The organism is Halalkalibacter sp. HAAS-P013 (assembly GCF_056619925.1).
The window spans coordinates 140,802-166,459 of record NZ_JBWQTU010000006.1 but is presented as its reverse complement, the minus strand read 5'-3'; the positions used below and the strand labels follow the sequence as shown (position 1 = coordinate 166,459).

Annotated in this window: 28 protein-coding genes; 26 read left to right on the top strand and 2 right to left on the bottom strand. The window is 42.0% G+C overall.

All coding sequences use genetic code 11. The features are described 5' to 3' along the window. The first annotated feature begins 29 nt into the window (after positions 1–29). A complete protein-coding gene (locus AC1FXP_RS11085) occupies positions 30–629 on the top strand; it encodes a CBO0543 family protein (protein WP_480061302.1) in 600 nt (199 codons plus the stop codon). Between the two features lie 167 nt (positions 630–796). Here the strand turns inward: AC1FXP_RS11085 and AC1FXP_RS11080 are convergent, their stop codons facing one another. Next, entirely contained in the window at positions 797–1,321 is a 525-nt protein-coding gene (locus AC1FXP_RS11080) for a DUF2529 family protein (RefSeq protein ID WP_480061300.1), read from the bottom strand. 237 nt (positions 1,322–1,558) lie between these two features. Here AC1FXP_RS11080 and AC1FXP_RS11075 point away from each other — a divergent pair, with 237 nt between their 5' ends. The 9 genes from AC1FXP_RS11075 (at position 1,559) to AC1FXP_RS11035 (ending at position 9,579) form a co-directional block, all read left to right on the top strand. Beyond that, positions 1,559–1,921 carry a response regulator gene (locus tag AC1FXP_RS11075; protein WP_480061298.1) on the top strand — a complete coding sequence of 121 codons (363 nt, stop codon included), beginning with the start codon at positions 1,559–1,561 and terminating at the stop codon, positions 1,919–1,921. 262 nt (positions 1,922–2,183) lie between these two features. Then, positions 2,184–3,047 carry a class II fructose-bisphosphate aldolase gene (locus AC1FXP_RS11070; RefSeq protein ID WP_480061296.1) on the top strand — a complete coding sequence of 288 codons (864 nt, stop codon included), beginning with the start codon at positions 2,184–2,186 and terminating at the stop codon, positions 3,045–3,047. A 159-nt stretch (positions 3,048–3,206) separates the two neighbouring features. Continuing rightward, complete coding sequence (gene fsa / locus AC1FXP_RS11065; RefSeq protein WP_480061294.1) at positions 3,207–3,848, top strand: fructose-6-phosphate aldolase; 642 nt, start codon at positions 3,207–3,209, stop codon at positions 3,846–3,848. Between the two features lie 154 nt (positions 3,849–4,002). Beyond that, positions 4,003–5,286, top strand: a complete 1,284-nt coding sequence (locus AC1FXP_RS11060) for a UDP-N-acetylglucosamine 1-carboxyvinyltransferase (RefSeq protein WP_480061292.1) — start codon at positions 4,003–4,005, stop codon at positions 5,284–5,286. Between the two features lie 19 nt (positions 5,287–5,305). Then, the gene (glpX, locus tag AC1FXP_RS11055) at positions 5,306–6,271 is read left to right on the top strand and encodes a class II fructose-bisphosphatase (protein ID WP_480061290.1); all 966 of its coding nucleotides are present in this window, start codon (positions 5,306–5,308) and stop codon (positions 6,269–6,271) included. A gap of 322 nt (positions 6,272–6,593) precedes the next feature. Further along, on the top strand, positions 6,594–7,862 hold the full coding sequence (gene rho / locus AC1FXP_RS11050) for a transcription termination factor Rho (RefSeq protein WP_480061288.1): 1,269 nt from the start codon (positions 6,594–6,596) through the stop codon (positions 7,860–7,862). A gap of 150 nt (positions 7,863–8,012) precedes the next feature. After that, positions 8,013–8,258 (top strand): type B 50S ribosomal protein L31, encoded by a 246-nt coding sequence (locus AC1FXP_RS11045; RefSeq protein ID WP_332628633.1) that lies wholly within the window; start codon positions 8,013–8,015, stop codon positions 8,256–8,258. Positions 8,259–8,391: 133 nt separating this feature from the next. Beyond that, a complete protein-coding gene (locus AC1FXP_RS11040; protein WP_480061285.1) occupies positions 8,392–9,012 on the top strand; it encodes a thymidine kinase in 621 nt (206 codons plus the stop codon). A gap of 105 nt (positions 9,013–9,117) precedes the next feature. Next, positions 9,118–9,579 carry a hypothetical protein gene (locus AC1FXP_RS11035; protein WP_480061283.1) on the top strand — a complete coding sequence of 154 codons (462 nt, stop codon included), beginning with the start codon at positions 9,118–9,120 and terminating at the stop codon, positions 9,577–9,579. Positions 9,580–9,793: 214 nt separating this feature from the next. On the opposite strand, the gene AC1FXP_RS11030 is transcribed toward AC1FXP_RS11035, so the two are convergent. Then, positions 9,794–11,107: an FAD-dependent oxidoreductase gene (locus tag AC1FXP_RS11030; protein ID WP_480061281.1), complete on the bottom strand. Its 1,314-nt coding sequence runs from the start codon at positions 11,105–11,107 to the stop codon at positions 9,794–9,796. A 393-nt stretch (positions 11,108–11,500) separates the two neighbouring features. Between AC1FXP_RS11030 and prfA the strand changes: the two genes are divergently transcribed. The 16 genes from prfA to atpE all read left to right on the top strand — a co-directional run bounded on the left by prfA (position 11,501) and on the right by atpE (position 25,584). Continuing rightward, on the top strand, positions 11,501–12,571 hold the full coding sequence (gene prfA / locus AC1FXP_RS11025; protein WP_480061279.1) for a peptide chain release factor 1: 1,071 nt from the start codon (positions 11,501–11,503) through the stop codon (positions 12,569–12,571). 10 nt (positions 12,572–12,581) lie between these two features. Continuing rightward, complete coding sequence (gene prmC / locus AC1FXP_RS11020; RefSeq protein ID WP_480061367.1) at positions 12,582–13,442, top strand: peptide chain release factor N(5)-glutamine methyltransferase; 861 nt, start codon at positions 12,582–12,584, stop codon at positions 13,440–13,442. A 259-nt stretch (positions 13,443–13,701) separates the two neighbouring features. After that, positions 13,702–14,334, top strand: coding sequence for a stage II sporulation protein R (gene spoIIR / locus AC1FXP_RS11015; protein ID WP_480061277.1), 633 nt, complete (start codon positions 13,702–13,704; stop codon positions 14,332–14,334). Between the two features lie 124 nt (positions 14,335–14,458). Further along, positions 14,459–14,908 carry a GNAT family N-acetyltransferase gene (locus AC1FXP_RS11010; RefSeq protein ID WP_480061275.1) on the top strand — a complete coding sequence of 150 codons (450 nt, stop codon included), beginning with the start codon at positions 14,459–14,461 and terminating at the stop codon, positions 14,906–14,908. Positions 14,909–15,131: 223 nt separating this feature from the next. Then, the gene (locus AC1FXP_RS11005; protein ID WP_480061273.1) at positions 15,132–16,178 is read left to right on the top strand and encodes an L-threonylcarbamoyladenylate synthase; all 1,047 of its coding nucleotides are present in this window, start codon (positions 15,132–15,134) and stop codon (positions 16,176–16,178) included. Between the two features lie 299 nt (positions 16,179–16,477). Then, positions 16,478–17,017, top strand: a complete 540-nt coding sequence (locus AC1FXP_RS11000; RefSeq protein WP_480061271.1) for a manganese efflux pump MntP — start codon at positions 16,478–16,480, stop codon at positions 17,015–17,017. A gap of 172 nt (positions 17,018–17,189) precedes the next feature. Continuing rightward, positions 17,190–17,633 carry a low molecular weight protein arginine phosphatase gene (locus tag AC1FXP_RS10995; RefSeq protein WP_480061269.1) on the top strand — a complete coding sequence of 148 codons (444 nt, stop codon included), beginning with the start codon at positions 17,190–17,192 and terminating at the stop codon, positions 17,631–17,633. Between the two features lie 124 nt (positions 17,634–17,757). Next, positions 17,758–18,195 (top strand): ribose 5-phosphate isomerase B, encoded by a 438-nt coding sequence (rpiB, locus tag AC1FXP_RS10990; protein WP_480061267.1) that lies wholly within the window; start codon positions 17,758–17,760, stop codon positions 18,193–18,195. Between the two features lie 13 nt (positions 18,196–18,208). Then, on the top strand, positions 18,209–18,772 hold the full coding sequence (locus tag AC1FXP_RS10985) for a TIGR01440 family protein (RefSeq protein ID WP_480061265.1): 564 nt from the start codon (positions 18,209–18,211) through the stop codon (positions 18,770–18,772). Between the two features lie 118 nt (positions 18,773–18,890). Next, the gene (gene glyA / locus AC1FXP_RS10980) at positions 18,891–20,141 is read left to right on the top strand and encodes a serine hydroxymethyltransferase (RefSeq protein WP_480061263.1); all 1,251 of its coding nucleotides are present in this window, start codon (positions 18,891–18,893) and stop codon (positions 20,139–20,141) included. Between the two features lie 515 nt (positions 20,142–20,656). After that, on the top strand, positions 20,657–21,286 hold the full coding sequence (gene upp / locus AC1FXP_RS10975; RefSeq protein ID WP_480061261.1) for a uracil phosphoribosyltransferase: 630 nt from the start codon (positions 20,657–20,659) through the stop codon (positions 21,284–21,286). A gap of 165 nt (positions 21,287–21,451) precedes the next feature. Continuing rightward, a complete protein-coding gene (locus AC1FXP_RS10970; RefSeq protein ID WP_480061259.1) occupies positions 21,452–23,719 on the top strand; it encodes a S8 family serine peptidase in 2,268 nt (755 codons plus the stop codon). A gap of 244 nt (positions 23,720–23,963) precedes the next feature. Next, complete coding sequence (locus AC1FXP_RS10965) at positions 23,964–24,191, top strand: AtpZ/AtpI family protein (RefSeq protein WP_250096819.1); 228 nt, start codon at positions 23,964–23,966, stop codon at positions 24,189–24,191. Next, positions 24,191–24,583, top strand: a complete 393-nt coding sequence (locus tag AC1FXP_RS10960) for an ATP synthase subunit I (protein WP_480061257.1) — start codon at positions 24,191–24,193, stop codon at positions 24,581–24,583. Before AC1FXP_RS10965 ends, AC1FXP_RS10960 begins: the two co-directional genes overlap by 1 nt. A gap of 7 nt (positions 24,584–24,590) precedes the next feature. Next, on the top strand, positions 24,591–25,304 hold the full coding sequence (atpB, locus tag AC1FXP_RS10955) for a F0F1 ATP synthase subunit A (protein WP_480061255.1): 714 nt from the start codon (positions 24,591–24,593) through the stop codon (positions 25,302–25,304). A gap of 67 nt (positions 25,305–25,371) precedes the next feature. Continuing rightward, on the top strand, positions 25,372–25,584 hold the full coding sequence (atpE, locus tag AC1FXP_RS10950) for a F0F1 ATP synthase subunit C (RefSeq protein WP_480061253.1): 213 nt from the start codon (positions 25,372–25,374) through the stop codon (positions 25,582–25,584). Positions 25,585–25,658: the final 74 nt, after the last annotated feature.

Genomic DNA, 25,658 nt, shown 5'->3' with positions numbered 1-25,658 from the left:
CCAAAAATATGGGTGGAGGGAGCGCTGTTATGACACATCAGGAGTTTATCGACAAAGTGAATGAAGCCCGGGTAGAAACCAACATGTTAAGTGATGAGTATTGGGCTGCTTTTTCAGATCCATCAACATGGCAGTTTTGGTATCTTGTTTTTTGGCTTATTATTCCGTTAGCTGTTTTGTACCTACTTTTAAACAGAAAACGTTTTTTTGAGATTTTATTTTACGGATACACAGCCCATGTTCTGTTCACTTATCTTGATGCTTACATGAGTAGGTATGGGTATTGGGAACATCCGTATATGATCTTGCCTCAGTATCCTTTTACGTTATCAATAAATGCATCGCTTCTACCAGTGGTTTATTTGTTGTTGTATCAATTTTGTACGGATCGAGGAAAGAATTTTCACCTTTGGCTGCTAGTAGTAAGTGCAGTGATGGGAATTGGCTTTATTGAACTACATAGACAAATGGGGATCTTTTACTTGTATGAAAAAATTAATGTTCTTCAACTGCACGAAACATTACTAAATTTTTATATGTTTGCAGGGAACTATATTTTGGCTTCGGTTGCTTATTGGTTTACCAAACTGTTTATCTACATTAAACATCATACACATGCAAAAATTTAAAAAAGCAAAACACCGAATGTGCGGTGTTTTGCTTTTTGAAGTGTATAAAGAGTGTTTGGACAGTAAAAAGCCCAGGTAGGACAGAAGGTGGCGTAGTTTGGACAGAATCTGGCGCAAGTTGGATCGGACAGAATCCGCCAAATCAACTCTCATTTTCCATAAAAAAACTATTCAATCTCGGATAGGATCTCAGAAATAAGCAAATATAAGCAAAAGTACGTATATAACGCTAATAGTGATGCCGGATAACCGATCCGATCACCTGAACCGGTTGGGACGAGACTTTGAGTCACACCTAAATCAAGGTGAATGTCGACCAAGTCCGGCCACTGCGGCTTTCCTTCGTCATGATGCGCTGCGGTTAAGCCAACAACAGCAATATTTTGCTCACTAATTTGTTCAGCGATTGCTAACATTTCATGATCGCCAGATTCCCTTGAAAGGAGGAATACTCGGTCTGCAGGATCTAGCTTAACCATTCTTCCTTCTTCAAATAAGGGAGAAACTTGAGAGAGCGACTCTTTTCCGTACAAAGCTTCGGCACTAACAGCTGCCATTTCATCTTTGCCATAAATATAGATGCGGCCATCACCAACAAGAGCTTGGCTTAACAAGCGGGCTGCGTCTTCAAGTAGAAATTCATCTAAGTTATTTAATAAACCAATCAGTTGTGTTGTGAAAATTTTTTTCAAAACGTGGGCCTCCTATTTAGAACAAGTATTATGTGCACTAGACGTTGCGACAGGTAAGCATATCGACAACCTTAGACACCGAATGTCGGACACTGTCCGACGATTGTTTAAGATTGAGGAAGGATTTTTATAAGGTTATACAGAACTAATCTTGTTGTGAAATGTGTGTGATTTATTTTAACTGATATAACTTCGGAAAGAAAATAATACACACCAAATTTGAGAGGAGTGTTTTCAGTGAAGAAAATTTTAGTCGTAGACGATCAGTATGGAATTCGGGTATTGCTTTGTGAAATCCTTCAAAAAGACGGATATGTTATGCATGAGGCAGCAAATGGGGTACAAGCACTGAAAATAGTTGAAGAAGAAAAGCCTGACCTCGTTCTTCTTGATATGAAGATTCCAGGAATGGACGGTTTGGAAATTTTAAAACGCATTAAACAGAATCATGTTGAAGTTGACGTTATTATGATGACAGCATATGGTGAATTGAATTTAATCAATGAAGCAATGAGCTTAGGAGCAATCACTCATTTTGCAAAACCATTCGATATTGATGATATTCGTGAAGTCATTAAAAACAGCTTAGCTGTATCGTAGTGACGACTTTCAATATAAAACGCTTACATTCAAAAAGTTGCGAAAACCTTGTAGAAACCCGTGTTTTTTGATCGAGATATGCTATAATAAACTCGATTAACTATCGAGCTCTTTATAGATTTATCTCTATTTAGCAAGAGACTTTATACATAGGCAAGTTGGATATTTGCTGACATTTCGGGTAACTTGTTAAATAGATACGGCGATCAAATTTACGGCTGTTATCTATTTAGATTCGCTCTAACATGAAGGAGGATGTACAATGCCTTTAGTATCAATGAAGGACATGCTTAACAAAGCAAAGGCAGAAAGCTATGCAGTGGGTCAATTCAACTTAAATAACCTTGAATTTACTCAAGCGATCTTACAAGCTGCAGAAGAAGAAAAATCACCAGTAATCTTAGGTGTATCTGAAGGTGCAGCTCGTTACATGGGTGGTTTCAAAACAATTGTGGCAATTGTTGAAGCTCTTATCGAAGAGTACAACGTAACAGTTCCTGTTGCAATTCACCTTGACCACGGTTCAAGTTTTGAGAAATGTGTGGAAGCAATCCATGCAGGTTTCACATCTGTTATGATTGACGGATCTCACCATCCTTTAGAAGAGAACATCGCAATCACGAAGCAAGTAGTGGCTGTTGCTCATGCTCTTGGAGTATCAGTAGAAGCTGAGCTTGGTCGTATCGGTGGACAAGAAGATGACCTAATCGTTGATGATGCAGACGCTGCATACGCGATTCCATCTGAGTGTAAAGAACTAGTTGAAGCAACTGGCGTAGACTGCTTCGCTCCAGCTCTTGGTTCTGTTCACGGTCCTTACAAAGGTGAGCCAAACCTTGGATTTGACCGCATGAAGGAAATCGACGAGTTAGTAGGTATCCCTCTTGTACTACACGGTGGTACTGGTATCCCAACTGGTGATATTCAAAAAGCAATCCAATTTGGACATGCGAAAATTAATGTAAATACAGAAAGCCAAATCTCTTCTGCAAAAGCTGTTCGTGAAACACTAGCTGCAAAACCTGAAGAATACGATCCTCGTAAATACTTAGGCCCTGCACGTGAAGCGATCAAAGAAACAGTTAAAGGCAAAATGCGTGAATTTGGTTCTTCAAACAAAGCATAAATGAAATTCCCATTAAAAGCAGTTCATTATGAGCTGCTTTTAATGGAATATTTTTATTTCAAATTTTCTAAAAAAACAATTTTGTAAACGCTTCGACGATTTTTGTCGTGTTATAATGATTAAGAAAAATACAGATGAAATTTTGGGAGGAAGAGAAACATGAAATTTTTTATTGATACTGCAAACATTGAGCAAATTAAGGAAGCAAAGTCTTTAGGTATTTTAGCAGGGGTTACAACAAACCCTTCACTTGTAGCAAAAGAAGGCGTAGACTTCCATGACCGTTTACGTGAGATTACAACAGTTGTAACAGAAAACTCAGTTAGTGCTGAAGTCATTGCACTAGATGCAGAAGGAATGATTGCAGAAGGAAAAGAACTAGCGGCAATCGCTCCAAACATTACGGTGAAAGTTCCGATGACAACTGAAGGCCTAAAAGCGGTTCACGCATTCTCTGAACTAGGCATCAAAACAAACGTAACTCTTGTATTCTCAGGTGTACAAGCATTGCTTGCAGCACGTGCAGGAGCAACGTATGTGTCTCCATTCCTAGGTAGACTTGATGATATCGGTCAAAACGGTTTAGAGCTTATTTCTGAAATCGTAGAAATCTTCGATGCTCATGAAATTCCAACAGAAATTATTGCTGCATCTGTTCGTCATCCAGTTCATGTGTCTGAGGCAGCTCGCAAAGGAGCTCATATTGCAACGATTCCGTTCAACGTTATTCAGCAGCTTTCAAAGCATCCATTAACTGATCAAGGAATTGAGAAATTTTTAGCAGACTGGAATAACCGCTAATAATTATCGCCTTGCCGTCCGTAGCATTTTGTTCGGAATTCCTTTACAATCGTACATAGAAAAACACGTTACATTTTCTATGTTGTGGTTATAATGGAATATAGAGAGCAAAATTGTGTCTTTTTATAAATGCACCAACGGAAGGGATGCGGTTATGGATAAATTAATGATTGAAGGCGGATATCCGCTAGAAGGTACAGTGCAAATTAGTGGAGCAAAAAATAGTGCGGTTGCGTTAATTCCTGCAGCTATTTTAGCAGATTCTAAAGTGACAATTGATAATTTACCGGAGATTTCCGACGTTCAATTGCTTGGCGAACTACTTGAGGAAATTGGCGGCAAAGTCGAATTAAGTGATAACGAAATGGTAATCAATCCAGAATCGATGATTGCGATGCCATTACCGAATGGACGTGTGAAAAAATTACGTGCTTCCTACTATTTAATGGGGGCTATGCTCGGAAAATTTAAAAAAGCTGTGATCGGCTTACCTGGTGGTTGTAATCTAGGACCAAGGCCGATTGATCAACATATTAAAGGATTTGAAGCATTAGGCGCTAAGGTAACAAATGAGCAAGGTGCCATTTATTTACGTGCTGATGAGCTCAAGGGAGCACGAATTTACCTTGATGTTGTTAGTGTGGGCGCTACGATCAATATTATGCTTGCTGCTGTGAAAGCTAAAGGTCAAACGATCATTGAAAATGCTGCAAAAGAGCCGGAAATTATTGATGTAGCAACCCTTCTAACAAGTATGGGAGCAAAGATTAAAGGTGCCGGTACAAATGTGATTCGAATTGATGGGGTTGAGTCGCTTTCAGGCTGCAGACACTCGATTATTCCGGATCGTATTGAAGCGGGGACGTATATGATTTTAGCTGCGGCTATGGGGCAGAAAGTGATCATCGATAACATAATTCCGTATCACGTGGAATCGCTGATTGCAAAGCTGAGAGAAATGGGCGTAGGTATTGAAGTATCAGATGACAAATTGTTGATACATAACAGTGGGGAAAAAGTTGGGGTGGACATTAAAACACTTGTCTATCCTGGTTTCCCAACAGACCTTCAACAACCATTTACAAGTCTCTTAACACAAGCAGATGGGACAAGCATTGTAACAGATACGATTTACAACGCTCGGTTTAAGCATATTGATGAATTAAGAAGAATGGGTGCCAATGTCAAAGTGGAAGGTCGCTCAGCAATTATCAACGGCAAAACGAAGTTGCAAGGTGCAAAGGTTCGTGCAAGCGACTTACGAGCAGGCGCAGCTCTCGTTGTAGCTGGTCTTCTTGCTGAAGGAGTTACGGAAATTTCCGGACTGGAACATATTGACCGTGGTTATGCCAACTTAGAAGAGAAATTGATCGGTTTGGGCGCAAAGATTTGGCGTGAATCGATGACCGAAGAGGAATTAGATCAAGTAAACAGTTAAATGACGTGGGGGGAGCAAGATGGAGAGAAGTTTATCGATGGAGTTAGTCCGCGTAACAGAAGCTGCTGCACTAGCATCAGGTCGCTGGATGGGACGAGGAAACAAAGATGAAGCTGACCGTGCTGCAACTGAAGCGATGCGTGACGTATTTGATACGATTCCAATGAAGGGAACGGTTGTAATCGGGGAAGGCGAAATGGACGAGGCGCCAATGCTTTATATCGGCGAAAAGCTTGGTAATGGCTATGGTTCTCGTGTTGATGTCGCTGTAGATCCATTAGAAGGAACAAATATTGTTGCTTCAGGTCAATGGAATGCACTAGCCGTACTTGCAATCGCTGACCACGGCAACCTCCTTCATGCTCCAGATATGTACATGGACAAAATCGCTGTTGGACCAGAGGCTGTTGGCAAAATCAATATTGATGCTCCAATAATTGATAACTTAAAAGCCGTTGCACAAGCCAAGGGCAAAGATATCGAAGACCTCGTTGTTTCAATCTTATATCGTGACCGTCACGAAAAAATGATTCACGATATCCGTTCAGCTGGTGCTAGAATTAAGCTTCTATCTGATGGTGATGTAGCCGCAGCAATCAACACAGCATTCGGCGACACGGGTGTAGATATTATGCTTGGGTCTGGTGGAGCTCCTGAGGGAGTTATCGCTGCAGTTGGTTTGAAATGTTTAGGTGGAGAGCTTCAAGGTAAACTTCTCCCTGCTAACGAAGAAGAGTTAGCTCGTTGTAAGAAAATGGGGATTGAAGATGTGAACAAAGTATTACACATGGACGACCTCGTTTCAGGCGATGATTGTATTTTTGCAGCAACAGGTGTAACAGATGGTGAATTGTTAAAAGGTGTTCGCTATCATGGTTCATCTGCAACGACGCAATCCCTTGTTATGCGTGCGAAGTCAGGAACTGTACGTTTCGTTGATGGAAAACATAGTATGAAAAAGAAACCGGATTTAGTTATTCGTTGATTATGGAGAGGAAACTGGACGTTGTTCAGTTTCCTCAAATTATGTATCATTTATGAATTTATATTTTCTTATTGAATAATTATTAGTATTGTGGTTAAAATAGTATATATGTTCGTACTTTTTATTTGTCCTTTCCCTCTAATCTCCAGAACCCTCGAATTTTCCTTTACACTTTATGAATTCTCTAAAGTTTAAAGATACAATGAGGAATTTAGTATGATTTTTTCCTATGCTTAAAAATTGAAAAAAACTGTCTCCTTGCACTCATGCTTACTTGTTGTGCACATGGGGATTTATTAAATATAGAAGTGTGGTGTTCCTAATGGGAGTCAATATCTCCGAATTAGAAAATATGAAGCTGAAAGAGCTCTATGAATTAGCCAAAGAGTACAAGGTTTCCTATTATAGTAAATTAACAAAAAAAGAACTAGTCTTTGCTATTTTAAAAGCACAAGCAGAAAAAGATGGACTTATGTTCATGGAAGGTGTATTGGAAATTATCCAATCTGAAGGCTTTGGTTTCTTGCGCCCAATTAATTACATGCCAAGCTCAGAGGATATTTATATTTCTGCGTCGCAAATCCGCCGTTTTGATTTGAGAAATGGTGATAAGGTTTCTGGAAAAGTGAGGCCGCCAAAGGAAAATGAGCGTTATCACGGACTTCTTCATGTAGAAGCTGTGAATGGTGATGCTCCTGAAACGTCAAGAGATCGTCCGTATTTTCCTGCTTTGACACCGCTTTATCCTGAACAAAAGATTGAGCTAGAAACGAAACCTGGTCGTGTGTCGTCACGAATTATCGATATGATCTCACCTGTTGGTTTTGGTCAACGTGGATTGATTGTCGCTCCGCCAAAAGCAGGAAAGACATCTTTGATGAAGGAAGTTGCAAATAGCATTGCTGAAAACCATCCTGATGTCGAATTGATTGTTCTTTTAATTGACGAGCGTCCTGAGGAAGTAACTGACATTGAGCGTTCCGTAAAAGCAGAAGTCGTCAGCTCAACATTCGATGAAGTTCCTGAAAATCATATAAAAGTAGCTGAACTCGTCCTTGAAAGAGCGATGAGACTTGTTGAACATAAAAAAGATGTGGTCATTCTTATGGATAGTATTACTCGATTAGCTCGTGCGTATAACCTCGTCATCCCGCCAAGTGGACGAACTCTATCTGGGGGTATTGACCCAGCAGCGTTCCACCGTCCGAAACGTTTCTTCGGTGCTGCAAGAAACATTGAAGAAGGCGGAAGCTTAACGATTTTAGCGACTGCCCTTGTTGAGACAGGTTCAAGAATGGACGATGTCATCTACGAGGAATTCAAAGGGACAGGAAACATGGAGTTGCATCTTGACCGTAAATTGTCAGAGCGTCGTATTTTCCCTTCCATCGATATTCGCAGATCTGGTACAAGAAAAGAAGAACTTCTTATGCCAAAAAATCAGCTAGAAAAACTGTGGGCGATCCGCAAAACCATGAGCGATACGCCAGAATTTGTTGATCACTTTATTAAGCGAGTGAAAGAAACAAAAACAAATGTTGATTTCTTTGAAGCGATGGATGAGGAAATGAAGCGTAGAGTAAAGAGGTAAGGTACGCGTTGGGAAGGCTTCTGTCGACATAAACCAATTATTTCTATGTGAACAGAGTTGATTTTTGCCCTTCAACTTGTTATAATTTCGTCATGTGTGATTTAGATAACTCTGTTTCGAAGAGATTCAGGGCAAAAGGAGATGAAAGTAATGAAACAAGGAATTCACCCTAATTACCAAAAAGTGGTTTTCCAAGATACAAGCACAGGCTTTAAGTTTTTGTCTGGTTCTACAAAAGGATCAAACGAAACGATCGAATGGGAAGACGGTAACACGTATCCACTTCTAAAAGTTGAGATTAGCTCGGATTCTCACCCGTTCTACACTGGTAAGCAGAAGCTTACTGATGTTGGTGGCCGTGTTGATAAGTTCAAGAAGAAATACAACATGAAGTAAAACTGGATAAACTAACAGGCAAGCGTGAAGCTCTTGCCTGTTTTTTTTGCACATACTACGTAGTAATGATATTTATAACTGGATTGATTCCGTTCATATAAAAGATACATTGGCTGTAAGGTGGGGGAAATTAATGTACGTGATGAAACAAGAAGGCTGGATCGAAGTGATCTGCGGGAGCATGTTTTCCGGAAAGTCAGAAGAGTTAATTAGACGCGTCCGTCGTGTGAGTTTTGGAAAATTAATTGTCCAAGTATTTAAACCAGAAATCGATAACCGCTATAGTGAGGAAGAAGTCGTGTCCCATAATGGAACAAAAGTTGTGGCGACTCCTGTCAAGCACTCGATGGATATTCTTGATCTAGTGAAAGAAGAAACTCAAGTCGTTGCAATCGACGAGGTGCAATTTTTCGATGAAGCGATTATCGCTGTCGTCGATGAACTTGCGAATAATGGAAAACGTGTTATATGTGCGGGGCTTGATCAAGATTTCCGCGGCGAGCCATTCGGTCCGACACAACGCTTAATGGCATTAGCCGAAGAAGTTACAAAGCTTCAAGCGGTGTGTCCAAGCTGCGGTTCACCAGCGAGCAGAACGCAGCGCTTAATTGATGGCGAGCCAGCATCTTATACCGATCCAGTCATTCTTGTCGGTGCATCAGAATCGTATGAGCCACGCTGCCGACATTGTCATGAAATTCCAAATAAGCCGCCACTTTTGCCTGGACTTGCGATAAAGTCTGGTCAAAACTAACAGGAACCTTTGCTGATCGTCCGGACATACTAATTATGCAGCCCCATTTTAGGTGAGCATGGAGGTGCTTTGGACATGAACAAAAAATGGCTAAGCTGTATGGCGATGGGACTAGTGTTAGTGACAGGGTGTGGAGAGGATCCTCAGCCACCACAGGCTCAAGGTAACGCCGTAACTCATAATAATCCTGAGGCGCGAACACCAGATGCTGGTCAACTAGCATATGGATTGCTAGGTCCGGGACCAGTCAACTATGGAAGTTTGTTTCGCCAACCACCGGCGTACGACCACCCAGGTGAAATCAATACAGGAACAGGCTTCAAATCCTTACACCGAGAACGCAGACATCTCGGCAATGACGAAGCGCTGATTCACCATATTATCGAAGACGAACATGGCATGGATGCAGGGATGGTTATCATTGCCGGGCATCACGCCTTCGTCAATGTCACACCACCTGCTGGCTTAAATGAAGAAGATAAGAAAAAAGAGATGGACAAGCTGAACCGAGCACTTCGTAAGGAAATTCCGCGATATGAAGTCCATGTTAGTGAAAGGAACGCCTGATGGGCGTTCTTTTTTTGGGGAAGTTGTGGAAAGGGGTCACTGAAAAGTCCTTTTTAGCGGATTCGAGGAAGCGGCAATGGCTCCACACGTTGCGCGCCTGCTATGAAAAAACCACTCATAGCAGGCTTTAAGACAAAGCAACGGTTCCGCTCATTGCTTAAAGGCCACAGAAAAAGGTCAAAACCGTACCTTTTTCTGTGGCCTATACAAAAACTCACAGTCTCCTGGCCGTTCTTTGTATTGGATCCCATACGCCGTTATATGGTGGGGCATATGCTAGGTCCAAATCCTCAAGCTCAGAAACGCGCATGTTATGAAAGAGTGCGGTTGCTAGTACATCAATACGCTTATCGACACCTGCTTCGCCGATCACTTGAGCGCCGAGCAATCGTTCTGTTTCTGTATGATAGCTTATCCGAATATCTAGTTTTTTTGGTTCTGGATAATAGCCAGCAATATGCGGAATTTGAGCGCTAATTGTCTCAAAAGGGTAACCTTGTGCCTTGATCTCCTTTTCGGACAAGCCGGTTCTCCCCAAATTCAAATCAAAAAATTTAATAATGGATGTACCAACAATTCCTTGAAATGGCCGAGGAGCACCGACCATTGCACGTCCGGCAAGCCGTCCCTGTTTATTTGCGTGTGTGCCAAGTGGTATATAATCATCTCGCTCCTTCACTCGGTGGTATTGAGTCGCGCAATCTCCGGCAGCATAGACATCCTCGATATTTGTCTCCATAAACGAATTCACTTTAATCGCACCATTTGCAAATAAATGAATTCCTGTTCCATCAAGAAAGCTTGTATTTGGTTTGACGCCGATTGCAATCACAACGAGATCAGCATCAACATCACCTTTATCTGTCACCACACGTGCAATTCGACCATCATCCCCACCTTCAAATGCTTCGACCGATTCATTAAACCTCAGCTTAATCCCGTGTTTCACGGCTTCCTCGCCAATCTTTTCGCTAAACTCTTCATCAAAAATTCCTGCTAACCTAGGGTTGCGTTCAATCATCGTTACGTCTTTTCCTATCTCTACAAAGTTCTCAGCCATTTCTAGACCAATATATCCTCCACCAATGACGACAACCTTGGAAACTCCATCTAAATCCTTTATCAGTGCTTTCGTATCAGGAATGGTCTTCACTGAGTGAATGCCTTTTAAATCAACTCCGTCCCAAGGCGGAACAACAGGGCTCGCACCGGTTGCAACTAACAACTTGTCATAAGGAACCTCAAATCCATCTCCAGAGACGACTTTTTTCTCGACATCAACAGCCTTTACTTCATGATTCACACGGGCATCAATTCCATATTTCTCACGGAAAGTCTCTACGGAGCGTGCAATCAACGAATCAAATGAATCAATTACGCCACCAACGACATAGGGTAGCCCGCATTGAGCATAAGAGTACACTTCTCCCATTTCAAGTGTAGTTACGTCAGCGTTCTCGTCATGGCGAACAATTTGCATCGCCGCACTCATCCCAGCTGCATCGCCACCGATAATGACATATTTCATCGAAACATCACTCCTTTTATATAGTTACTTTCCCCAAATTACTTCTAGTTAAGCAAAAATGGGGAAGGCTATATTAATGTGGTAGTATTAAATCAAAAGTAAAAATAGCCTTTTCCATATATAGGTGTCGCATCGAGACATATCCCAAAAGGCAAAATCGGCCTTTTGTCGGAAAAAGAGAGAGCAAGTTTTGCAGTGGCTCCGCTCGGCGTGCGCCTTTTGAGAAGAGCACTCAAAAGGCTTAAGAGATAACGCCGGCTCCGCTCACTGCATAGAGACATATCCCAAAAGGCAAAATCGGCCTTTTGGGATATGTCTCTCATTGACCCTATTCTTCCTATATACTATAATTATAATGTTATACACTGGAAAATCTTAATGAGGTGAAGAGCCGTGTTAGATCGTTTACAATCAGTTGAGGATCGTTATGATCGTCTCAACGAGTTACTTAGTGATCCTGATGTCATAAATGATTCAAAAAAATTGCGTGAATATTCAAAGGAACAATCGGACTTAGAAGAAACTGTTCAAGTGTACCGAGAATATAAAGAAGTGAATGGGCAGCATAAAGATGCGAAAGCGATGCTTGAAGAAAACTTAGATGATGAAATGTATGCAATGGTAAAGGAAGAAATTAGTGAGCTTGCTGATCGCAAAGAAGAGCTCGAAGCTCGTTTGAAAATTCTTCTTCTGCCAAAAGACCCGAATGATGATAAGAACGTAATCATGGAAATTCGCGGAGCGGCAGGTGGAGATGAGGCGCAGTTGTTTGCGGGTGATCTTTACAAAATGTACAGTCGCTTTGCGGAAGCGCAAGGCTGGAAGACTGATGTGATTGAGTCAACAACAACTGAGCTTGGCGGGTATAAGGAAATTATTTTTACAATCAACGGTCAAGGTGCATACTCGAAATTGAAATATGAAAACGGCGCACATCGTGTACAGCGTGTCCCTACAACGGAATCAGGCGGCCGAATTCATACATCAACAGCGACGGTAGCTGTTCTACCTGAAGCGGAAGAAGTTGAAGTTGATATTCATGAAAAAGATATTCGTGTCGATACATTTGCTTCAAGTGGACCGGGTGGACAAAGTGTAAATACAACGATGTCTGCTGTTCGTTTAACGCACTTACCGACTAATACAGTGGTATCTTGTCAGGACGAAAAGTCACAAATTAAGAACAAAGAAAAAGCGATGAAAGTTCTTCGTGCGCGTGTCTATGATAAAATTAATCGTGAAATCCAAGCGGAATACGACCAAAACCGTAAGCTTGCTGTTGGTACAGGGGACCGTTCTGAGCGTATTCGTACGTATAACTTCCCGCAAAGCCGTGTAACAGATCACCGTATTGGGCTGACAATTCAAAAACTTGAGCAAATTCTTCAAGGAAAGCTTGATGAAATTATTGATGCTTTGATCGTGGAAGAGCAAGCCGAAGCGATGCAAAATGCAGAGCAGTAAGATGAAAGAAATGACGATTCGTGAGGCCCTTCGTTGGGCTTCTTCTTTTTTAGAGAAAAGAGGGTTAGAGCCGCCTGTTGCGGAATGGTTACTGCGTCACTATTATCAAGTAAATAGGGCAAAACTGCTCATGATACTAGATGATAGAATAGAATCGGAACTCTTCAAGCGCCTTAAGCAAGACATCGAACGTCACGCCAAAGGCTCTCCTGTACAACATATTATCGGCTATGAAGAGTTTTACGGGAGACGTTTTATCGTAAATGGAAATGTGTTGATTCCGCGTCCTGAAACGGAAGAGCTCGTCGTTGCTATTACAGAGCTCAAGCAGAAGCTTTTTCAACAAGAATCAATCCAATTGATTGACGTTGGAGCAGGTAGCGGTGTTATTTCTGTCACCCTTGCGCTAGAGGACGAAACGATTGACGTTCATGCTATTGATATTTCTGAAGAGGCACTTAAAGTAGCGAAAAAAAATGCGGAAGATCTCGGTGCGAAGGTTCGCTTCAAAAATGGGGACTTGCTCACGCCAATTGTTGAGGAAGGACTTCAAGTCGAAGTGGTCGTTTCTAATCCGCCGTACATTCCACTCTCCGATGCGCCGAGTTTAGCTGTGCATGTCAGGGAGCATGAACCGCATTTAGCGTTATTTGGCGGTTGTGATGGGCTGGATTTGTATCGCCGATTTATGGAGCAGCTTCCAAAAGTGCTGAAAGACAAGGGGATAGTTGGATTTGAAGTCGGTGTTGGTCAGGCCCTGGTCGTGAAAGATATGCTTCAAACGACATTCCCTCATGCGACGACGGAAATCAAAGTTGATATCAATGGCAAGGAACGCATGGTCTTTGCTTATGGGAATATGAAAAAGTAACGTTTACAATGCCTGCTAGGAGTTCCTAGCGGGATTTTTTTTTGTTCGAAAAGTCAGTATCGCTCTACCTCTATCATAGATTGTTACTTTTATTGCATTACGCTCCAGTCACTCGCTTTCCGCTGGGAGGTGTTGACGTTTGCTTATCATCTCAACTGCTTCTCACAGTTTTAGAGATAATAGATTTTTTTCTAGATTCTAAGTTTAAAAAAGTACTGTCCTGGCCACAATGTTTTTATGAAGGGACGGTGCTTTTGAAATGAAACCAAATGTTGTTATTTATCTATTATTCTCTTTATTTGTTCTAATCATGAATTGGGAATCTCAAAACGCAGTGGCGGTTGCGTCTTTACATAATGAAGTAAGTCAAGAGGAAGCAGTTAGACTTAGAATTCTAGCAAATAGTGATTCAGTACGAGATCAAGCGTTAAAGCGTGAAATTCGTGATGAAGTGAATGCGGCCATTACAGAAATGGTTCTTGGCGTGAGAGACTTAGAAGAAGGAAAAGCGATGATTGAAGACAATCTAGCAAAAATAGAAGACATCGTAGAGCGAGAGTTAGCAAAAATGGGAATGAACCAATCGTTTGAAGTCAGTTTTTCAGAAGTGGAGTTTCCGACAAAGTTATACGGCAACATTGTCTATCCAGCTGGTTTGTACGATGCGGTGTTAATTACACTAGGAGAAGGAAAAGGTGAAAACTGGTGGTGTGTGTTGTTCCCGCCGTTATGCTTTCTTGATATGGCAAATGGTGATGCAGTAGCAGCTGATGCTGAAGAAGAAGTTGAGAAAACAGACGAGGACGATATGGAAGAGGTTGAGGTTAAGTTTTTCGTAGTAGAAATTTTTTCAAAAATTAAAGATCGTATCTTTACTTCTGAAAATGTGTAAGGTGGATGCTAGAGGAACAAAAAGGTTCCTCTAGCATTATTTTTATGCGAAAATAAGAAAGATAGCATAAAACATACAAGCCCCTCATACATATCTAGTAAGAGTGTAAGAGAGGGTGGAGCTTATGGGTATTGTCGTGCGGAAAGCGAAGAATAAGGACATGCTTCCGATTCAGAAGTTGGTCGCAAAAGCTGGATTGCGTGATGAAGGAATTGAACAATATATTGAAAGCTTTCTTGTTGTGGAGGATGAAGATAAAAGTTTAATTGGCACAGTGGGTGTGGAAAAGTATGAAGAGAATGGATTGCTTCGTTCGCTCGTGTTGGACTCTCCGATTTGGAATGCGAAGCTTAGCTTAGAATTTCTGCAGCTAACGTTGCAGTATGCCGAGGAGCAACACATTGAAACAGTATATTTGTGTGCAAAAGGAACGAATGCACTGTTTCATCAGTTAGGCTTTCGAGAAGTGGATAAGAAAGATGTACCAGAATCGTTAAAGCGTTCGGAGCATTTTAAACGAAATGCGACAGAGAAAGCAGAAGCGAAAGTGTGGGCTTGTGAATTAACAGAGTAAGTTGTGGAAAAGTGAATAAATATTGGAAGTTATCTACAGGTTGTCCACAGTTGTGGATAACCTGTTTTTGTGTGTGAATAGAAATATTGTCGAAATAGAGAGAAGAATCATGTGGTTTTGCGTGTGAGATGCCTGATTTTCTAAGGTTTGTGTCGAATTTTCTTCGTTTTGTTGACATCGAAAGACAACACTTGCAAAATGGAAGAGATAGGAGCGATGAACAGTGAGTTATGAACAAACGAAATATTGGAGTGTGGATAACTTTTCCGGAAGTGAAGAAAATCTCCAATTAATAAAGGAAGCTGCGTTGTGGATAAAAAAAGGGGAAGTTGTAGCCTTTCCTACGGAGACCGTGTATGGACTTGGAGCGAATGCGTTAGATGAGCGAGCGGTGAAACGGATTTTCGAAGCGAAAGGTCGCCCAAGTGATAATCCACTTATTGTCCACATTGCTGAAATAGATCAACTAAGCGAGTTAGTATCGGATGTTCCAGAAATTGCTCATTTATTAATGAAGCATTTTTGGCCTGGGCCGTTAACGTTAATTTTTAAGAAAAAAGAAGCGGTTGCTTCAAGTGTGACCGCAGGACTTGATACGGTAGCTGTAAGAATGCCGGATCATCCTGTTGCTAGAGAATTGTTGCGAGCGGCGGGCGTTCCTGTTGCAGCGCCTAGTGCGAATTTGTCCGGAAAACCGAGCCCAACGACAGCGGGACATGTGTATCATGATCTAAAAGGAAGGATAAAAGGCATAGTTGATGGAGGGCAAACGGGAGTGGGCCTTGAATCAACGGTACTTGACTGCTCGAAGGATGTTCCTGTTTTGTATCGACCGGGTGGTGTAACGAAAGAGGAGCTTGAGGCAGTAGTTGGTGAGGTTAACGTTGACCCATCGCTATTGTCGGAGGATCAAACGCCGTTATCCCCAGGGATGAAGTATACACATTATTCGCCAGCGGGTACGTTGTATTTAGTACGGGAGAAAGAGAGGATTTTGGAGCTAGTGGCACAGGCGAAAGCGGACGGAAAGTGTGTAGGAGTTTTAACAACGGAAGAAGGAGCATGTCGGTATGAAGATGCAGATGTCATTGTTCCGTGCGGATCAAGAACGGATTTAGCGTCTGTCGCAACCGCGCTCTATGACAGCTTGCGCAAGTTCGATGAGCGCGGGGTAGAAGTGATATTTTCAGAAGTTTTTCCACACGAAGGACTAGGTATCGCCATTATGAATCGCCTTGAAAAAGCAGCAGGGGGTCAGACCCCTCTGTAGCATGTTACAAGGCCGTTGAAAAAGGTACGGTTTTAAGGCCACTGAAAAAGGTGTGGTTTTTACCTTTTTCAATGGCCTTTAAGCAATGAGCGGAACCGTTGCTTTGTCTTAAAGCCTGCTATGAGTGGGTTTCTCATAGCAGGCGCGCAACGTGTGGAGCCATTGCTGCTTCCTCGGAACTGCAAAGGGGTCAGACCCCGGCTCACCCCACTCAAATAGGCAGTCGACTTCAAAGTTGGTTGTCTATTTTCTTTTGGACGTGCATACATTGGAATAGCATGTACAAGGAGTGGTTGTTGATGGGCGAGTTTGTGACACTTTTTATCATGGCCAGTGCGCTTGGGATGGATGCGTTTTCGATAGCACTTGGAATGGGTATGCTTGGTTTGCGACTAAAGCAAATTTTTAATATTGGCGTTACGATCGGATTGTTTCATATTATTATGCCGCTTTTAGGAATTGCAACAGGCAAGTTGTTATCAAACTATTTTGGAATGATTGCCACAGTAATTGGTGGTGGACTTTTATTAATCATTGGCTTACAGATGGTGCTTTCTTCCTTTAAAACTGATGAGGACGACAAGTTGATGCAACCAGTAGGTCTAGGGCTTGTTCTTTTTGCTTTAAGTGTAAGTCTAGATAGTTTTTCTGCTGGATTGAGTTTCGGGATGCTAGGGGCGCAGACGGCGGTAACGGTACTGATGATTGGAATCGTCAGCATGGTCCTTTCATGGATCGGTCTATTAATGGGCTCGAGGCTTCAACAATACGCAGGATCTTACGGGGAGCTGCTTGGAGGCTTCATCTTAATAGGATTTGGAATTAAACTCATTTTTTAAGCAATAAAAAACCCCACCTAACATGGAAGGTAAAAGGAAAGAAATGCCTCCGTTGCATATACCGTTTTCAAATTCGTTATGATAATATGGAACGTAATAGTAAGGGGAGTGCTTCGTAAAGAGAGACTAAAAGCCCCAATTGTATTGAAACAGAAAGGACGTTGGACATTACATGAAAAAAGTGTTGTTTGTTTGCACCGGAAATACGTGCAGAAGTCCGATGGCAGAGGCGCTTCTTCGTTCGCGGATGGACGAGAGTATTGAAGTGAAATCTGCTGGAGTGCAAGCTTTTCCGAACAGCCCGGCATCAGAAGGGACAAAAGCGGTTTTAGCTGAAAAAGGAATATCAGCCGAACATGCTTCGCAATTAGTGACAGAAGAGTTATTAGGCTGGGCGGATGTGATCTTGACGATGACAACTTCTCATAAAGAGATGATCAAAGTCTTCTATCCACATGTGAACGAGAAGCTTTTTACGTTGAAGGAATTCGTCGACCCACATACGTATGAACTAGATATTGCTGATCCGATCGGTGGTCCGATTGAAGCGTACCGACAAACAGCTGAACAGATTGAACAATGCTTAGATATAGTCACAAAAAAATTAACGGAATAATCTTAATGAGGTGGAGTAGAACATTTTTCAACTCGCTCGTTCAAGTCATTCATTCAACAGCTTGCAATAGATAATAAAAAATTCGAGCGTTTTACAATATAAATTAGGAATGGGGTACATTAAGATGAAAGTAGCAATTGCTTCTGACCATGGCGGGATACATATTCGTGAAGAGATCAAAATGTTAATGGACGAGCTCGGAATCTCTTATGAAGATTTTGGATGTGAATGCAGTACGTCCGTTGATTACCCGGATTATGCATTACCGGTTGCTGAAAAAGTAGCGAATCGCGAGTTTGACCGCGGTATTCTTATTTGTGGAACAGGTATTGGTATGTCGATTGCAGCGAACAAAGTAAAAGGGATTCGCTGTGCACTTGTTCATGATATGTTTACAGCCAAAGTAACAAGGGAACATAATGACAGCAATATTTTGGCGATGGGTGAGAGAGTCATTGGTCCAGGACTTGCAAGAGAAATAGCCCACATTTGGCTTGGTGCCGAATTTGAGGGCGGAAGACATGCAAATAGAGTAAAGAAGATTACTGATTACGAAGCATAATAGGAGGCGCGCTATGACTCCAATTGAACAATTGAAAGAACAGTTGACTTTTGCGCTGCAAGATTTACATGCAGCGTTTCCGTTATCCGAAGATGTCCTTCTCGTTGTTGGGACAAGCACAAGTGAAGTGATCGGCTCACATATTGGTTCAAATGGATCACATGAAGTCGCTGAAGCCATTTACGGTGTTCTAAAAAAACAGCAACAAGAAACAGGTGTGAAGTTGGCCTTTCAATGCTGTGAGCATTTAAATCGGGCTCTTGTCATTGAAGAGGAAACAGCAAAACAACGTGGCTATGAGCTCGTATCGGCTGTTCCTGTTCGAAAAGCAGGCGGTGCGATGGCGACTTATGCGTTTAAAAAGATGAAAAATCCTGCGTTAGTTGAGGAAGTTCAAGCAGAAGCGGGCATTGATATTGGGGATACTCTTATAGGGATGCACTTGCGCAAAGTGGCTGTTCCAATCAGAAGCCGTGTTAAAACGATAGGGGAAGCGCATTTGACGATGGCAAAAACCCGATCAAAACTAATCGGCGGCATTCGGGCTGTTTATGAAAAAACAGACGAACATGAATAAAAAATAATTTTTTATTAATTTCATACGGAAATAGATGATTGTTTATGGTAAGATAAAAGCGAATCAGATGTCAGGTGGTTAGAAAACCGAAATATAAGCAATTGGAAGGGGAATAGAGATGTTGAATCAAAAGTCATTAAAAGAGCAAGATTCGAAAGTATTTGCAGCTGTAGAGCAGGAGCTAGGACGTCAGCGCGACAAAATTGAATTAATTGCGTCAGAAAATTTCGTAAGTGCTGCTGTTATGGAAGCTCAAGGTTCTGTATTAACAAACAAATACGCTGAGGGTTATCCTGGTCGCCGCTACTATGGCGGTTGTGAATATGTTGATATTGTAGAAGATTTAGCTCGTGATCGCGCGAAAGAAATCTTCGGTGCTGAGTATGTGAACGTGCAGCCTCACTCAGGTGCACAAGCGAACATGGCTGTTTACTTCACAATTCTAGAGCAAGGCGATACCGTTCTTGGGATGAACCTTTCTCACGGTGGACACTTAACACACGGAAGCCCAGTTAACTTCAGTGGTGTTCAATATAACTTCGTTGAGTATGGCGTTGACAAAGAAACGCAATACATTGATTATGATGTTGTTCGTGAATTAGCAAAAGAACATAAGCCTAAGCTAATCGTTGCTGGTGCGAGTGCGTACCCGCGTGAGATCGATTTTGCGAAATTCCGTGAAATCGCTGATGAGGTAGGCGCATACCTAATGGTTGATATGGCGCACATCGCAGGTCTTGTAGCTGCTGGCTTACATCCAAATCCTGTTCCGTATTCTCATTTTGTAACAACGACGACTCACAAGACCCTACGTGGTCCACGTGGTGGAATGATCCTATGTAAAGAAGAGTTCGGTAAGAAGATTGATAAATCGATCTTCCCTGGAATTCAAGGTGGTCCACTAATGCACGTCATCGCTGCTAAAGCTGTGTCATTTGGTGAAGTTTTAACACCAGATTTCAAAGCTTACGGACAAGCAATTATCGATAATGCAAAACGCCTTGCTGAAAAATTAATGAGCGAAGGGATCAACATCGTTTCAGGTGGAACGGATAATCACCTTCTTCTTCTAGACTTACGCTCACTTGACCTAACAGGTAAAGTAGCAGAGCATGCTCTTGATGAAGTTGGGATTACAACGAACAAAAACACGATTCCATTCGATCCACAAAGCCCATTTGTGACAAGTGGTATCCGTATCGGAACAGCAGCTGTTACATCACGCGGCTTAGATCTTGAAGCAATGGATGAGATCGGTTCAATCATTGCTCTTACTCTTAAAAATGTTGATAATGAAGAAAAACTTGAAGAAGCACGTACTCGTGTAGCTGAATTAACAGCGAAATTCCCGATGTATACGCATCTTTAAGATGAAAAAGCTGGACCTTAATTAAGGGGTCCGGCTTTTTTTGTGGTGTGCGGAGGGGGCAAGACAGTAGGGCTCTTGAACCTGCGTGTCATATGCTTGTTAAAAATTTAGCTGATTTCATAAATATTGTTGCTGTGAAAAAACGTTTTTTCTCATAGTGAAATGGAGCGGAAGTCACTCGACTCCTGCGGGATGAAGAGGTAGGGGCGAGACCCCACAGGCGCAGCCGAGGAGGCTCGGCACCTCCCCGCGGAAAGCGAGTGGCTGGAGCGAAATGGAACGAACATGTGGAGAACACATCCCCCATAAAAATAACAAAGAAAAGTAGCAGCACTTTAAAAAGCTGTTTGTGGCCAGAAGATCAGCCAAGCTGAAAATTCGTAATATTAATTTAACTATTGTTTCGGAGAATTTCTAACTGTAAGTCTTGAAGGGAAGTAGCTTTTTATGTAGAATCTTGTAGAAGCGAAGTCATCTTGATTTGATGAAGAAAGAATAAAGGAGCTAAAAAACGTATGAGCAAAGTTTTCGTGTTTGATCACCCTTTAATTCAGCATAAACTAACGTATATCCGTGATAAGGAAACTGGGACAAAGGAATTTCGTGAGCTTGTTGATGAAGTTGCCGGTTTAATGGCATTTGAAATTACGCGTGATCTCCCATTACAAGATGTAACGGTAGAAACACCTGTAGGAACAGCGAATTCAAAAACAATCGCAGGGAAAAAGCTTGGTCTTGTGCCAATCCTTCGTGCGGGTCTTGGCATGACAGATGGAATTCTTCGTATGATTCCAGCAGCAAAAGTGGGACATGTCGGCTTGTATCGCGATCCAGAAACGTTGCAACCGGTAGAATACTATGTAAAGCTTCCAACAGATGTGGAAGAGCGTGAATTTATCGTCATTGATCCAATGCTGGCTACAGGTGGATCGGCAATTGAGGCGATTAACAGCTTGAAAAAGCGCGGCGCAAAAACGATTAAGTTAATGTGTCTTGTTGCAGCACCTGAAGGCGTGAAGCTAACCCAAGAAGCGCATCCAGATGTGGATATCTTCTTAGCTGCATTAGATGAAAAACTAAATGAAAAAGGCTACATAGTTCCAGGGCTAGGCGATGCAGGAGATCGTCTATTTGGAACAAAATAACGACGTCAAAAAGAGGTAGGGACTACAATGGCCCCGCCTCTTTTTTGCTGTACAGGGGTAAAGAGGGGTCTGACCCCTCTTTACTACGATAAAGTGCACCGCCTGCATGTTTTCTCGTTTGCTGTTCATACTATCTACATATGCAAAATGGTGGGGGAGATGGATATGAAAAGAGTCATTGCGTGTTTATTAATATTTACGATAGCATGTAGCATCAGTCTTAGTTCTGCTCAGGCTGCAATATACCCTGAAATCCCAACCGTTGGAAAGGTGGATCAATCAGATGAGAAGGTCGTTGTCATTGTCACAGCGGCAGGAGAGGTTGATGATGTACTAAAGCAGGTTACCACTACTTTTCCTTCGAGCAAAGTAAGGAAAACATTTAAACGAGCACTAAACGGCTTTTCAATCGAACTGCTTGAAAGTGAAGTAAAGATGTTGCAAGAGCTTAATGAGGTAGAACGAGTAGATAAAGTTGTTGAATATAGAGCGAACTTAGATGGAAGTGTGCCATTTATCGGCACGGATAACATTAGGGGGAGTCTTGACCCGAATGGTGAACACTTAACAGGTAAGGGCATCAAAGTTGCTGTTATTGATACAGGAATCGATTACAGACATCCAGATTTAAAAAACAATTACAAAGGCGGGTACGACGTTGTTGATTACGACCGAGATCCTATGGAGACCGTTGCGTCACAAGGCCCGCCAACTCTTCATGGTACGCATGTAGCTGGAATTATTGCTGCAAATGGCCAGCTGAAAGGTGTGGCGCCAGAAGCAGATATTTATGCGTATCGTGCGCTAGGGCCGGGTGGACAAGGTACGACAGAGCAAGTCATTGAAGCGATTGAGAAAGCAATTGAAGATGACGTGGATGTCCTTAATCTATCCCTGGGAAATACAGTGAACGGACCTGATTGGCCTACGAGTGTGGCACTTGATAAAGCGGTGGAAGAAGGCATTGTTGCCGTTACTTCAAACGGAAATAGCGGGCCTAATATGTGGACAGTTGGGTCACCGGGAACGTCAACGAAAGCAATATCAGTTGGGGCCTCGGCACCACCAATCAAAACACCATTTGTTACAATTCCTGGATTAGACAAAGAAGTCACACTTTATCCAATCGGTGGTACGTTGCCATGGAATTTAAAAAGAGACTTTGAACTAGTCGAAGTAGGGCATGGGCTGAAGGAAGAATGGGAAGACGTTGATGCCAACGGCAAAATTGTCTTAATCAAAAGAGGTATGATCCCTTTTTCTGAAAAAGCGAAGCATGCACAGGAGAACGGAGCAAAAGCAGTACTCATTTATAACAACTTGCCTGGTTCATTTGTTGGTGCTGTTGAGCTAGGAATGAAGCTGCCTGTTGTCAGCATTTCTAAGGAAGATGGCGAGTGGCTGTTAGAGAAGCTTGAAGAAAGCAAAGATCGTCAATTTGCACGAACGATCTACCGTAATGAGGAGGATTTTATCGCACCGTTTAGCTCAAGAGGACCAGTAACGCAATCGTGGGAAGTAAAACCTGACTTAGTTGCACCAGGCGTTTCCATTGATAGCACCGTACCAAAAGGCTACTTAGGACTAAATGGAACGAGTATGTCAGCTCCTCATGTTGCAGGGGCGGCGGCGTTAGTGAAACAAGCCCACCCTGATTGGACACCGGAACAAATTAAAGCGGCGTTAATGAATACGGCAAAAAAGCTTATGAACGAGGATGGGGAGCCGTATTATCCGTATGAACAAGGCGCAGGACGAATTCAGGTTGATAAGGCGATAGATGCGACGACTCTTGCGTATCCAGGAGCAATTACGTTTGGAAAATGGACAAAAGAGGATCCGCGGGAAAAACGAGAAGTGACGTTTACGATTGAGAATCACGATAAGAAGACGCGTACGTATCATGTAAAGCCGCCATTTGAGCTACCTGATGGGTTGCAATGGGAGATTCCATTTGCAACGAGAATTAAGCCAGGAGAGAAGAAAGAGGTTACGGTCAAGCTAGATCTCTTTCCGGCCGTACTTGCAGAAGGAATCCATCACGGGGACATTGTCATTGAAGGCGGTAAAGATCCAATCTCGATACCTTATGTGTTTTTCATTGAAGAACCGGATTACCCAAGGGCAATGGCCTTTAACTTTGGACACGGTGATCGTCCTGGCGAATACCGTTATGAACTGTACTTACCAGGTGGAGCGGAAGAAATGGGTATCGCTTTGTATGACCCCGACACCTTCCAGTTTGTCAAGTTTTTAGACTTTAAGGAAGATGTCGGACGCGGCATGGTCGGAAAAGAATGGGACAAACTTGACTTGCCAGATGGCAATTACAAAGCATTAATTTTTGCAAAAAAAGATGGGAAAGAGGACACGATTGAATCGACGATTACGATTGGAGCCTCGCTCCCAAAAGAGAAACAGAGCGAAAATTAAGGGTCAGACTTCTTATTACCACTGTGAAGCATGAAAGAGGGGTCTGACCCCCTTTTGTGACCTTTTTTGACAATAGTGTGAACGCGAGAAATATCCTATTTATTTAGTGGTGAATCGCATTGACACAGGGTTTTCACTATTGTACGATTAAAAAGGTTGTGGTGAGAAGGTTTACATATATGAAATTGTGTGAAGGTTTAGAATGATTTTTCGACCAAAACATAAGGCGAAGAGGAGGCTGTTCATGACGAATGGCAGACGAAGTCCGTTACGTGCTATCGTACTCGTTTCGATCATTTCTTCCTATGTCGTAGGAGGAACTGTTGGTGGGGTCTTTCTCGGGTTATGGCTCGGAAATCAGTTCGGAGCAAAACCATTCTTTCTTATCACGTGCTTATTTTTAGGACTTTCAACAGGGTTATACGGTGTATACAACGCTGTCAAACCTTTTCTAGGAGACGGTAAAGAGTAATGTTAACAGTTGAAGGAAAGATGAAACGATATACCATTGTTGTAAGTGTGATTATGTTGCTCTTTACAGTAGGTTACTTTATTACGGTATATAAACCGCAATTCCTCGGTCTCATAGTTGGACTAGCATTTAGTTATCTTAGTCTTTGGACAACCTTCCGAAAAACGAAAGTAATCGGAGAAGTTGCTGCAGGACTTAAAAAGTATTCCGCGTTCTCCTATATCATTGCAAGTTTTGGTGTCTTAATTCGAATAGGGTTGGCATTATTATGTGTGTGGTTAGCTCTGTTGTACCCCGAGACACTGCATTTAATTTCGGTCATTACAGGGTTTTCCCTGATCTATATTATCATTATGGCAGATATGCTTATTGAATTTGGTAGAAAGAGGTGAAAACATTATGGATCATATAGCACCCATAAGGGAGTATTTTGGTTTGACGTTTAATATGTCTACAGTTTTAATGACAACTGTTGCGTGTTTAATTGTATTCTTAATTTGTTTTATTGGAACACGTCGACTAGCAATGCGCCCAAGTGGATTACAAAACTTCCTAGAGTGGATGATTGATTTCGTACGAGGAATCATCAAAGCTAACATGGGCTGGAAAGTAGGTGGGCAGTTTATAGCGCTCGCATTTACACTTTTGTTCTACGTCTTCGTAGCCAATATGTTAGGGATTCCGTTTGAAATCTACAACAAAGACACTCATGAAGTTTGGTGGAAATCACCAACATCAGACCCTGCTCTAACAATATCAATGGCAGCACTTGTTATTGTTATGACTCACTATTATGGAATTAAAATTAGAGGGTTTGGAGAGTACCTAAAGGATTATATCCGTCCGGTACCGTTTCTATTACCTTTTAAAATCATTGAAGAGTTTGCAAATACGTTAACGCTTGGAATGCGTCTATTCGGTAACGTCTATGCGAAAGAAATTTTAATGGTACTACTCATCGGTCTTGGGACTTCAGGCTTAATTGGTATGTTTGGAGGTTTTATCCCGACGATGATTTGGCAAGCGTTTGGTATGTTTATCGGTAGTTTGCAAGCCTTTATCTTTGCGATGCTCGCAATGGTATACATGGCACATAAAGTTGAACATCATTAAACCATGCTCTATCTAAGAGCGTTTAAAATAATAAAAAATTTACAATCCTTAAGGAGGACTTATTATTATGGAAGCATTAGCAGTAGCAATTTTAGCAGGTTTAGCAGCAATCGGGGGTTCATTTGCAGTAGCAATTATCGTAAGATCAACACTTGAAGGAGTAACTCGTCAACCAGAACTTCGTGGTACTCTTCAAACACTTATGTTCATTGGTGTACCTCTTGCGGAAGCAGTTCCGATCATCGCGATCGTTCTTTCTTTCTTATTGTTATTTGGATAATTTTATGTACACATAAAATGGCGACAGCGTTCGGCTTTGAACCTGCGCCATTGCTTGTGTATCACCCACATTTA